General features: G+C 33.9%; 9 protein-coding genes. All 9 read left to right on the forward strand.

The window, feature by feature from the left end:
* Positions 1-102 precede the first annotated feature (102 nt).
* The 9 genes from cydA to PQF83_RS04250 all read left to right on the forward strand — a co-directional run bounded on the left by cydA (position 103) and on the right by PQF83_RS04250 (position 11988).
* Complete coding sequence (gene cydA / locus PQF83_RS04210; RefSeq protein WP_000448876.1) at positions 103-1506, forward strand: cytochrome ubiquinol oxidase subunit I; 1404 nt, start codon at positions 103-105, stop codon at positions 1504-1506.
* Positions 1493-2509: a cytochrome d ubiquinol oxidase subunit II gene (cydB, locus tag PQF83_RS04215; RefSeq protein WP_000950063.1), complete on the forward strand. Its 1017-nt coding sequence runs from the start codon at positions 1493-1495 to the stop codon at positions 2507-2509. The genes cydA and cydB overlap by 14 nt, the downstream gene beginning before the upstream one ends.
* The gene (cydD, locus tag PQF83_RS04220; protein ID WP_000824083.1) at positions 2509-4224 is read left to right on the forward strand and encodes a thiol reductant ABC exporter subunit CydD; all 1716 of its coding nucleotides are present in this window, start codon (positions 2509-2511) and stop codon (positions 4222-4224) included. Before cydB ends, cydD begins: the two co-directional genes overlap by 1 nt.
* Positions 4225-4226: 2 nt before the next feature.
* Positions 4227-5951: a thiol reductant ABC exporter subunit CydC gene (gene cydC, locus PQF83_RS04225; protein ID WP_000073479.1), complete on the forward strand. Its 1725-nt coding sequence runs from the start codon at positions 4227-4229 to the stop codon at positions 5949-5951.
* Between the two features lie 161 nt (positions 5952-6112).
* On the forward strand, positions 6113-7261 hold the full coding sequence (locus PQF83_RS04230; RefSeq protein WP_000662729.1) for a hypothetical protein: 1149 nt from the start codon (positions 6113-6115) through the stop codon (positions 7259-7261).
* 106 nt (positions 7262-7367) lie between these two features.
* Positions 7368-9929 (forward strand): glycosyltransferase, encoded by a 2562-nt coding sequence (locus PQF83_RS04235; protein WP_001260402.1) that lies wholly within the window; start codon positions 7368-7370, stop codon positions 9927-9929.
* A 19-nt stretch (positions 9930-9948) separates the two neighbouring features.
* Positions 9949-11079, forward strand: a complete 1131-nt coding sequence (locus tag PQF83_RS04240; protein ID WP_000427955.1) for a DegT/DnrJ/EryC1/StrS aminotransferase family protein — start codon at positions 9949-9951, stop codon at positions 11077-11079.
* Positions 11072-11638 (forward strand): acyltransferase, encoded by a 567-nt coding sequence (locus PQF83_RS04245; protein WP_001084169.1) that lies wholly within the window; start codon positions 11072-11074, stop codon positions 11636-11638. Before PQF83_RS04240 ends, PQF83_RS04245 begins: the two co-directional genes overlap by 8 nt.
* Positions 11639-11766: 128 nt before the next feature.
* Complete coding sequence (locus PQF83_RS04250; RefSeq protein ID WP_000459104.1) at positions 11767-11988, forward strand: hypothetical protein; 222 nt, start codon at positions 11767-11769, stop codon at positions 11986-11988.
* Positions 11989-12029: the final 41 nt, after the last annotated feature.

Below are 12029 nucleotides of genomic sequence, written 5' to 3' on the forward strand. Positions count from 1 at the left end.
CATACAAAATGTTTTTGTCTTTTCGTATTTCTTAATAATTGAGCTTGATAAGATTGCTCAATTAACTTTTATTATAAAAACTATGAAGGAAGTGATTGTAGTATGGAAACGCTCGAATTGGCACGAATACAATTCGCATCAACAACGATTTTCCATTACTTTTTTGTTCCGCTGTCTATTGGTTTAGCTTTTATCATTGCGTTAATGCAAACGTTATATGTGGTAAAGGGACAAGAAATTTATAAGAAGATGACGAAGTTTTGGACACAAATATTCCTTGTTAACTTTGCGGTAGGTGTAGTAACTGGTATTTTACAAGAATTCCAGTTTGGTATGAACTGGTCAACCTATTCACGTTTCGTAGGTGATGTGTTTGGTCCATCACTTGCGATTGAAGGTTTATTAGCATTTTTCATTGAGTCTACATTTTTAGGTTTATGGGTATTCGGTGAGGATAAATTACCGAAGCGCATTCACCTTTTATGTATTTGGCTCCTTTCAATTGGAACAATGTTATCAGCATTTTGGATTTTAACTGCAAGTGCATTTATGCAATCGCCAGTAGGATATGAAATGGCAGCAGATGGACGTGCACAAATGAATGATTTCTTAGCAATTATTCAAAATCCACAATTATGGGTACAATTCCCGCATACCATTACAGCGGCAATTGCAACGGGTGCATTCTTTATTGCAGGTGTGAGTGCATGGAAAATAACGAAAGCCCAAGAAACGGAAGTGTTTAAAAAATCATTCCGCATTTCTATCATTGTTGGAACACTTACAACGGCGCTAGTATTATTCTTCGGTCATGCGCAAGCGCAACAATTAATCAAAACACACCCAATGAAAATGGCGGCTGCTGAAGCGTTATGGAATACGAGTGAAGATCCAGCGCCATTTACTGTATTTGCGAAAATTGATGCAGAGAAGAAAGAAAATTCGTTTGAAATTCAAATCCCTTATATGCTAAGCCTATTATCATTTGATAAATTTAGCGGTCAAGTAGAAGGGATGAATCAAATTCAAAAGCAATATGAAGAAAAATATGGGCCTGGAGATTATATTCCGCCAGTACACACGATGTTTTGGAGTTTTAGAGCGATGGTAATGAGTGGAACATTTATGCTTCTTCTAGGAGCGTACGGTTGGTTCTTATCCAAAAAGGACCGTTTAGCTGAAAAAACTTGGTATTTAAAATTAATGGTGTATGCAATTTCACTACCGTTTATCGGTAATACAGTAGGATGGATTATGACTGAAATGGGACGTCAGCCTTGGGTAGTCTTCGGTGTTATGAAAACGGAAGATGCTGTATCTCCAAATGTTACGTTCGGAGAAGTGTTATTCTCTTTAGTTTCATTCACATCACTATATTTAATTATAGGTGGAATTACCATTTACTTATTCGTTCGTATCATTAAAGGACATGAGAATAAGAAAGCGAAACAGGATTCTCAAAGCCATGATCCATTTGATAAGGAGGATGAGTATGTTATCTCTTAATGAGTTGTGGTTTATCATTATTGCAATTTTATTCGTAGGCTTCTTTGTACTTGAAGGTTTCGATTTCGGTGTAGGTATAGTTTCAAGGTTTTTAGGAGAAAACGATTTAGAGAAAAGGATTTACTTAAATACAATTGGCCCATTTTGGCATGCGAATGAAGTATGGCTTGTTTGTGCAGGTGGCGCTATGTTCGCAGCATTCCCGCACTGGTATGCAACTTTATTTAGTGGGTTTTACATTCCTTTTGTATTTATGCTTCTTGCTTTAATTATAAGAGGTGTTTCCTTTAAATTCCGTGCGAAAATAGACAATCATAAATGGAAAGGTTTTTGGGATTGGGGTATGTTTTTAGGAAGTTTATTACCACCTATCCTTTGGGGAGTTGCCATTGCTAACTTTATGGTAGGTATTCCAATTGATGAGACGAAAAATGCTGTAGGTGGATTCCTACAATTACTTCATCCCTTTGCATTACTTGGAGGAGTTATGTTCCTTCTGCTATGTATTGTTCACGGCTTGCAATTCCTTACAATACGTACAACTGGTAAGTTAAGAGAACGTGCACGTATTGCTGCATTGAAAATTGCACCACTTGCAATTATAGCGCTTCTTATTTTTGCTAGTGTAGGGTTATGGAAAACAGATATTTTCACTGGTCATGGTACAGAATGGATTATGGTTCCGATTGGAGCTTTTGTAGCATTATGTGTGTCAACATTATTAAATAAAAGAAGAAGAGATGGTTGGGCTTTCTTTATGACAAGTTTAACAATCATTTTACTAAGTGCGAGTGTGTTTGCCGGCATGTTCCCACGTGTCTTAATTAGTTCGTTAGGGTCAATATACGATTTGACAATTTATAATGCAGCATCAGGAGATTATGCACTAAAACTGATGACGTATTTTTCAATTGCTATATTGCCATTTGTATTGGGAAGTCAAATATGGAGTTTCTATGTGTTTAGACAACCTGTTAAGTCAGATAAAGATTTGGAGTACTAATGAAAAGAAAAAGAGGACTTCCGTCGTATCCTGGTAGCCGAGTTTTATATGTAGTGCTAACAATCATTAGCATGTTAGAAGCTTTTAGTATTATTGCACAAACAGTGTTTTTAGCGCGGGCTATTACGTTTTTATTTCAGGGAGAAGCAGTGCAATCTATGTTAAATGAAACTGTTTATTTTGGAATCACGTTTGCAGTACGTCATTTGCTAGTTCGAATGTCACAAATATTAGTGGAACGTTTCGCTGAAAAAACAGGATCGCTACTGAGAAAACAATTAATAGAGGCGTATTTCACATTAGGTCCACGGTATGTTCAAACTGTTGGAACAGGTCATCTGGTTACCTTATCGATAGAGGGTATTGAGAAATTTAAAACATATATTGAATTAACAATTCCTAAAATGATTAGAAGTAGTATCGTACCAGGACTAATTGTACTATATGTTTTTACACTAGATATTGAGTCAGGAATCATTTTAGTTGTAACGATTCCTATCGTAATTATTTTTATGATCCTACTAGGATTAGCAGCGCAGAAAATGGCGGATAGCCAATATGAAACATATCGTGTTCTTTCTAATCATTTTGTAGATACGTTAAAAGGATTAGAAACATTAAAGTATTTAGGTCAAAGTAAACAACACGAAGGAAAGATTGAAAAAGTAAGTAAAAGATATAGAAAAGCAACGATGCGTACTTTGCGAGTTGCTTTTCTTTCTTCATTTGCATTAGATTTCTTTACGAGTTTATCAATTGCATTTGTAGCGGTCGGATTAGGGATACGTTTAATAGATGGAACAATTGTACTATTGCCAGCCCTTACGATTTTAATTTTAGCTCCGGAATACTTCTTGCCGATTAAACAAGTTGGAGCAAATTATCATGCTACGTTAGATGGACAACTTGCAATGGAGCAAATAGAAGAGATTTTACAGCGACAAAAAGAAATAGGGAAGAAAGAATCTAATGTAGACTTAATATGGAATTCAACTAGTAATTTGAAATTACAAGATGTAAAAGTAAAGAATGATGAATCTGAAAAAGCTATATTAGAGGAAATTGATTTTACTTGGAAAGGCACTGGCGCTATAGGTGTAATTGGTGAAAGTGGAGCAGGGAAATCAACGTTAATCGACGTATTAGCAGGGTTTTTAACTCCTTCAGCTGGAAAGATGATTGTAAACGGTGTGGAAATTGACGGGGCTACTCGTGAAGAGTGGCAAAAGAATATTGCTTATATTCCGCAGCAACCTTATATTTTCCCGCTTTCATTAAAAGATAACATTTGTTTCTATGAAACAAATACAACGGATGAAGAAGTGGAAAGAGTTATGAATGAAGTTGGTCTTCGTTCACTCGTTACATCGCTTCCAAATGGAATGTATGAAAGAATTGGAGAAGGTGGGCGTATGCTGAGTGGCGGACAAGAACAACGTGTCGCAATGGCACGAGCCCTTTTAAGCAAAAAGCCAATTATTTTATTAGACGAGCCTACAGCACATCTTGATATTGAAACTGAATTTGAAATAAAGCAAGCGATGTTACGTCTGTTTGAAGGTAAGTTAGTATTTCTTGCAACACATCGTCTTCATTGGATGAAACAGATGGATCATATTCTTATTTTAAATAAAGGGAAAATGATAGAAAGCGGAACGTATGAAGAACTTGTAAAGAATGAAGCATTACATTTTCGCAGGAAAGAGAGGGGATAGAGATGAGTAACTGGATTAAACCGTATATACAGCAAAATAAAGGTAGAATGACTGTAACTATTTTCCTTGGTCTTCTTGGAGTTAGTTCAGGTGCGATGCTACTTTTCATTTCAGGTTATTTAATCTCTAAATCTGCTCTTAGACCAGAAAATGTAATGGCTGTATATGTTCCTATCGTTGCAACACGTGCGTTTAGTATAGGACAAGCGGTATTTCATTATGTAGAGCGTTTAGTTGGACACGATGTTGTATTACGCATATTAGAAAAGATGAGAACGAAACTATATGGGATAGTAGAACCACAGGCGTTATTTTTCCGTTCACGATTTCAAACGGGCGATATGTTAGGCGTATTATCCGAAGATATAGAGCATTTACAAAACCTATATTTACGTACAATATTTCCTAGCATATTAGCATTAGTTGTATATAGCATATTCGTACTTGTTATCGGTACATTTGACGTAGTGTTTGCACTTATTGCAGCATGTATGTTGGCTATTATCGTTTTTCTTCTTCCATTTATATCATTACTTTTAATGAAGAAACATCATGTTACTTTAAAGCAAGGAAGAAACCGTTTGTACCAACAACTAACAGATGCTGTTTTTGGATTATCTGATTGGCAAGCAAGTGGTAGAAAAGATGAATTCATTGATAAGTATGTAGATCAAAATGCTCAGTTGTTAAAAACGGAAAAAAGAATGAAGCGCTGGAATCATATTCGGGACAGTATTATTCAATTAGTAGTGGGTATTGTAGTTATTTCAATGATTATATGGACTGGAAATGAGGCGGCGAGTGAACAGATTGCTCCTACCGTTATTGCGGCTTTCGTCTTAATGACGTTATCTGTCACAAACGCGTTAATTCCTCTGTCAGATGCTATCGATCGAATTCCATCATATGTAGAATCCGCTCATCGTCTCAATCAAGTAGAAGGTAATGGTGTTTTACAGGATGAAAAGGAATTACCTAGAGATAAAGATTATGTTGCACCAAAACATATAGACATTGAATTAAATCATGTATCGTATCGTTACCCAGATAGCAATGAATTTGTATTGAAAGACGTATCATTACAAATAAAAGCAGGAAAAAAAATCGCCATTTTAGGAAGAAGCGGAACTGGAAAATCTACTTTGTTAAAATTGTTAACAGGTGCACTAAGCCCATTACAGGGTGAAGTTTTATTGAATAGTGAACATGCTCACACGAATCTTTTATCAAAATATATTTCTGTATTGAATCAAAAGCCGCATTTATTCGATACGACAATTGGGAATAATGTGCGAATCGGCAAACCAGAGGCAACAGATGAAGAGATATGGAATGCTTTAGAGAAAGCACAATTAGCTTCGCATGTTGCTTCTCTTCCAGATAGATTACAAACAAAAATGCATGAGATGGGGAAAAGGTTTTCTGGCGGGGAAAGACAGCGGGTTGCTTTTGCTAGAACGCTAATGCAAGAAGCACCAATCATTGTACTAGATGAACCTACAATCGGCTTAGATCCAAAGACAGAATTATCTTTAATAGAAACAATGTTTTCTGCAACGGAAGAAAAGACAGTAATTTGGATTACGCACCATCTTGTAGGAATTGAGCATGTTGATGAAGTTATCTTCCTTGATCGTGGTAAAATTGTGATGCAAGGAAGTCATGAACAACTTCTGAAAGAAAATGAGAAGTATCGAAAGCTTTATGAGTTAGATAAAGGAATATAGTTTGAATAAGTAATAATAGTGAAAATAGCTACGCCTAATGGTGGAGCTATTTTTTGTTTTGAAATAAATATTCTATTCTTTTTTTGATGGATGGCAAATGTATATGATCGTTACGAATGAAAAATGAATTTCATATTATACATATAATGGAGGGGATATACGTGAAGGAGCAGTGTAAAATTATTGTTTTAAGTGATGAATTATCAAGGGAGAAGATTCAAAATACATTAGACAAAAATAAATGTAAAACAATCGTTCATGTTGTAGACGTTTCAGCTATTGTTCGTATAGAGAGTTCTTTTCAATATATAGTTATTTGGAGAGTGGACGCAGAAAAACTTGTAAATGAATTAATAAACAGGGGCGTGCAAAGTACAAAAATTATTAATTTAACAAAATACATGTATGAATGGAGGAATAAATTAATTTCTATCTATCAAATAAATCCGGATCTTATGTCTTTATACATTTCTATGAAAAAAGCAAAGGGTGATCCGACGTATGAATTGTTTGCGACAGGCTTGTCTTATCCGCATTGTGGCATAAGTACAGAGCTCCTCTCAAAAAAGTCAATAAAACTAACACTTCCATCGCAAGATTTATACTATGATTATTTAATAGCATCACAACTTCTATCAAACGATCATTCTTTTCAATATTGTTTGATAGGAATAGCTTATTTCTCGTTTTACTTTGACATGTCGTTATCATCTGAATCATATAGAATTCACAAAGTATATTATCCATTGTTTCAAGACGGCCATCATACTGTAGTTCATTCTCCTCTATCCACTGATGGATTCTCACATCTAGATACCCCGAAACCACTTTTTTCTATTTTTAATTTGCATTTTGAATATATTTTATTAGACGAACTAACAGATGAATCATTGATATTGCCCTGGATAAATGCTGAATGGAATATCACTCCTCTTCACATTCCTTTTGAAGAACACGGAAAAATAAGAGCAGCTTCACATGCTAAATTGTCATATCCTCATACTTTAGTTGAAAATAAAACAATTTTTAAAACATATTTAGAATTACTTTTAAAACATGATATAAAACCACTAATTGTTGTATTCCCTGTTACTTCACATTATTTCAATTGTAGTAGTAAGAAATTAAAAGAAGATTTTTATAAAGTTATAAACGATTTTCAAGCTCAATATTCTTTTCAAATTATAGATTTATTTGATTCGCCATTATTTTGTGATGAAGATTTTTATGATAGTGATCATATGAATAAAAAAGGTGCAAATAAAATGTCCGTGTTATTAAATATGTTTATTCAGGAACGAAAAGTATGATATTTCGTTTCATTTCTGCATAAAAGTATATAGGCTCCATTCGGTTACAGTAATGTGATTTTTGTGTCGCGTATATAAATAATATGCGAAGAGGTGAGAGAGTAAAATGAGAACTCGTATTGAAAGAAATGAAGAGGTGGTAGATCAACTTCCGTTGGTAAGTGTATTAATTCCTACATATAATCGTCCTCGCTACTTTGAAGAGGCGTTACGTAGTGTGCTGGAACAAACGTACTCTAATATAGAAATTATAGTTGGAGATGATAGTACGAATGATGAAACAGAAAAGGTGTTACAAAAATACTTATGTGATCATTCAAATATTACTTATATAAAAAACAGGTCAACTCTCGGACAGTTTGAAAATGCTCTAATGTTATTTAATAAAGCGAGCGGTGAATATATAAATTTTTTAATGGACGATGATATCTTTCATGTGGATAAAATTGAAAAAATGATGAAGTATTTTTTCAATGATTTAGATAATGAAATTAAGCTTGTAACATCCCATCGTCAAGTAATTGATGAAAAAGGGAAAGAACTACGACATATTTATTCAACTGTCCGTTTATTTAAAGAGGATACGATTATAGAGGGAACAGAATTAGCAAATAGGGTAATTGTCGATCAAAAAAATTATATTGGAGAACCGACAACAGTTTTATTTCGTAAAAATGATTTACAAGAACCGTATGGGATTTTTGATAAGAGGAGGTATCTTTGTAACGTAGATATAGCTTCATGGTTATCTTTATTAAGTAAAGGAAAAGCGGTATATATAGCAGAGACACTGAGTTACTTTCGATTACATCCAGATCAACAGTTAAATGAATCTAATAAAATGATGGATGGATTAGAAGATTTTTCACATAGTATTATAGCTGGAGAAAAATATGGTTTCTTATCTAACGAAAAAGAGTTAGATGAAGCGATAACTAATTTTCTAGAATATGCAAGAAGGATAGTTCCATCATCAATATTATATACATTAGACTATTATCAAAAAATTAAAGAAAAGAAAATAAACATAGAAAAGAAAAAACAATATATAAATAATAATTCTCCTTTACCGAAAGTAAGTATACTTATTCCTGCGTACAATAGACCGTATTACTTGGAATTGGCGCTTAATAGTGCTCTGAATCAAACATATGAAAATATTGAAATTATTATTTCTGACGACAGTACAAATAATGAAGTCAATGCGATGATTCAACCGTATTTACGTGAATATGAGTGTATTACATATGTTAAAAATGAAACGCCGTTAGTTGCTGAAAACTTTAATAAGTGTATAGAACTTGCGAACGGGGATTATATAAACTTTTTATTAGATGATGACTTATTTCATCATGAAAAGATCGAGAGAATGATGAAATACTTTTTGACGTTAGAAAATATTTCATTTGTGACGTCTTATCGTGAACTGATTGATGAGAACGGAGAGATATTACCAGCCTCAACATTGAATATGGAAATTGCGAAAGAAACTACACTTTTTGAAGGAAAAGAGTTAGGGAATTACATATTGAAAAATTTAAAAAATATAGTGGGTGAGCCGACAACTGTTCTATTTAATCGAGATATGTTTGAAGGGAAGTTTGGGTATTTTAAAGGGAAGGCTTATTCTGCTATTAATGACATTGCAACTTGGCTAGACATGATGAGGAAAGGAAAAGTAGTTTATATACAAGAACCTCTTAGTTATTTTAGACAACATAGTGGACAAAATCAAAAACAAATGCATTTTATTTTAATGACAATTGACGAGTGGATTGAATTAATTATAGATGCATATAATAGTGGTTTTTTAAGTTCTGAAAGAGATTATAAAGAGAGCTTATCCTATTGTTTAGAGAATGCGGGATTTATAGTTAAGGATGCAGTAAGAAATGGAGAACTAGATCAAATTTATAATGAAAAGATTAAAAAGGGGTTAAACAAACTAGTTGCCCATATGTTTGAGAAAGAATGTTGTTATTGTCAATATTGCAATCAACAATTTGAAAAATTTTCACCTTGGCCAGCACATTATGATTTTCCAAAATATAAATTTGAGATGTGGAATAAAGATACAGGGATATGTCCAGTTTGTAGTTCGATGGATCGTGAAAGATTGTATCGTGTGTACATTGAAACGGAAACGGACTTGTTAAGTAGAAAATATACTATGCTTCATATTGCACCTGAAGCGAATGTAAGAGATTGGTTTAACGAGTATAAAAATATTACGTATGTATGTGGGGATTTAGAGCCAAAGGATCCATTAATGAAGGAAATTGATGTTACAAGCATTACATATGATAGTAATACTTTTGATGTAATTTTATGTAGCCACGTATTAGAACATGTTCTTGATGATGGCAAAGCAATGCGAGAGTTATATAGGGTTCTAAAACCAGGTGGATGGGGAATTATTCAAGTACCCATCGTAATGAATGTGGATTCTATTATAGAGAATGAATTAATTGTAACTCCACAATTGAGGAAATTAGCTTTTGGTCAAGAAGATCATGTGAGAATTTATAATCAATCAGGGTTCATTCAACGATTAATGAATGCGGGATTTAAGGTGGAATTATATAACCTAGCTGAAAAACAAGGGATGAAAAGTGCTAGGAAATTTGGCTTATCTGAAACAGATATGCTCTATATTGTCCGAAAATGATAGGAAGGAATAGATAGATATGGAGAATATTCCTTTTTTACGTGCTTCAACTGTACCTGTAATTGAGTATTTGGATGAATTGAAGGAAATTGATACATCTCACATATATACGAATTACGGACCTATAAATCAACGTTTTGAACAAACAATTATGTCGGGATTTTTTCAGAACAGGGGAGCTGTTACAACAGTAGCAAACGCAACGTTAGGGTTAATGGCGGCCATTCAACTTAAGAAAAGAAAAAAAGGAAAATATGCTCTCATGCCTAGTTTTACATTCCCAGCGACTCCATTAGCAGCTATTTGGTGTGGATTGGAACCTTATTTTATTGATATTTCAATAGATGATTGGTATATGGATAAAACAGTACTTTTGGATAAGATTGAAGAATTAAAAGAAGAGGTTGCGATTGTTGTCCCGTACGCAACTTTTGGATCATGGATGAACTTAGAAGAATATGAAGAATTAGAGAAGAGGGGTGTTCCGGTTGTCGTAGATGCGGCACCGGGATTCGGATTGATGAATGGAAGTGTGCATTATGGACAGGATTTTAGTGGAATGATCGTATATAGTTTTCATGCAACAAAGCCTTTTGGAATTGGTGAAGGAGGGCTCATATATAGTAAAAATGAAGAAGATATACAACGTATTAAAAGAATGGGGAATTTCGGATTTGATACAAATCGTGAATGTACGATGATGGGGTTTAATTGTAAAATGTCTGAATATGCAGCCGCTATTGGGATTGCAACTATGAAAAAATGGGATGACAAATTAAAAGAACGCACCCGTATTTCTGAATGGTATAAACAATTGTTACAAAGTAATGGATTAATGAAAAAAGGGTGGCAACTCCAAAAGACAGAAGTAGTTATTCAGCAATTTATGCCTATTCTTTGTCCGGAAGAAGTTCGCAACAAACAAGTAATAGAAGACCTGAAAAAACAGAAAATAGAAGCTAGATTATACTTTTCGCCCTCTTGCCACCAACAAGTTCTTTTTAGAAACTATAAGTCTACAGATTTAACAAGAACAAATAAAATAGCAAAACGAATAGTAAGTTTGCCTTTATGGGAAGGAATGACGAAAGAAATAGTAGAACAAATTGTAAGATGTTTAGGTCAGAGGGCGGTGTTGGCAGATGAATAGTTTTTATAGTCAAGAAGAGCTAAAGAAAATTGGATTTTTATCAATTGGGAAGAATGTATTGATTAGTAAAAAAGCAAGTATATATAATCCAGGTGTTATATCAGTAGGTAATCATGTAAGGATTGATGATTTTTGCATTTTAAGTGGCAAAATTACAATTGGAAGTTATTCGCATATATCAGCGTATACAGCGTTATATGGAGGGGAAGTTGGGATTGAAATGCATGACTTTGCAAATATCTCAGCTAAAACAATCGTATATGCAGTACTAGATGATTTCAGTGGGAATACATTAATGGGACCAACTGTTCCGAGTCAATATAGGAATGTGAAAACAGAAAAAGTTATTTTAAAAAAACATGCGATTATTGGTGCTAATTCTATTATTTTTCCAAATGTAACTATAGGAGAAGGTACGGCAGTCGGTGCGATGAGTATGGTAAAAGAGAGTTTAGATGATTGGTATATTTATGCGGGAGTTCCCGTAAGAAAAGTAAAACCTCGTCAAAGAAAGATGCTAGAGTTAGAAATTGATTTTTTAAAAAACATTCATTCTTAACAAAAAGAAGGAATGTTTTTTATTTTTATGGTGCAGCATAGTGTGTATATAAACGTATTATGTTTTAAATTTTGCTGACCAAGGCAATACTGAGCCATAGTGAATGTAAAGTTGGAGGGCGAGCGTATATGTTTGATGAGGATGGGATTGTTTTAATTATGGAACCGGCTGATGAAAGAAATCTGAGGAGATTTATTTTTTCAGTACCAAAGTCAGTGTATGAAAAGAAGGGGCTTACATTACACTATGGAACAGCTATAGGACAAGGATATACGGATATAATTGAAGATATTATTAGCGTACATATAGAAGTAGATGTTGTAACAGTAATCGGGCATGTAAGAGGGTAAATAGCTATTTGAAAAAAGGTTATAAGTAATGTAGCTAGAAG

It is taken from the genome of Bacillus sp. FF-1, from assembly GCF_028548245.1.
GTDB lineage: Bacteria > Bacillota > Bacilli > Bacillales > Bacillaceae_G > Bacillus_A > Bacillus_A paranthracis.

Excerpts from the sequence above, each read along its gene's own strand:
- cydA (WP_000448876.1), top strand. The coding sequence starts at position 103 with ATGGAAACGCTCGAATTGGCACGAATACAATTCGCATCAACAACGATT.
- cydB (WP_000950063.1), top strand. The coding sequence starts at position 1,493 with ATGTTATCTCTTAATGAGTTGTGGTTTATCATTATTGCAATTTTATTC.
- cydD (WP_000824083.1), top strand. The coding sequence starts at position 2,509 with ATGAAAAGAAAAAGAGGACTTCCGTCGTATCCTGGTAGCCGAGTTTTA.
- cydC (WP_000073479.1), top strand. The coding sequence starts at position 4,227 with ATGAGTAACTGGATTAAACCGTATATACAGCAAAATAAAGGTAGAATG.
- PQF83_RS04235 (WP_001260402.1), top strand. The coding sequence starts at position 7,368 with ATGAGAACTCGTATTGAAAGAAATGAAGAGGTGGTAGATCAACTTCCG.
- PQF83_RS04240 (WP_000427955.1), top strand. The coding sequence starts at position 9,949 with ATGGAGAATATTCCTTTTTTACGTGCTTCAACTGTACCTGTAATTGAG.
- PQF83_RS04245 (WP_001084169.1), top strand. The coding sequence starts at position 11,072 with ATGAATAGTTTTTATAGTCAAGAAGAGCTAAAGAAAATTGGATTTTTA.
- PQF83_RS04250 (WP_000459104.1), top strand. The coding sequence starts at position 11,767 with ATGTTTGATGAGGATGGGATTGTTTTAATTATGGAACCGGCTGATGAA.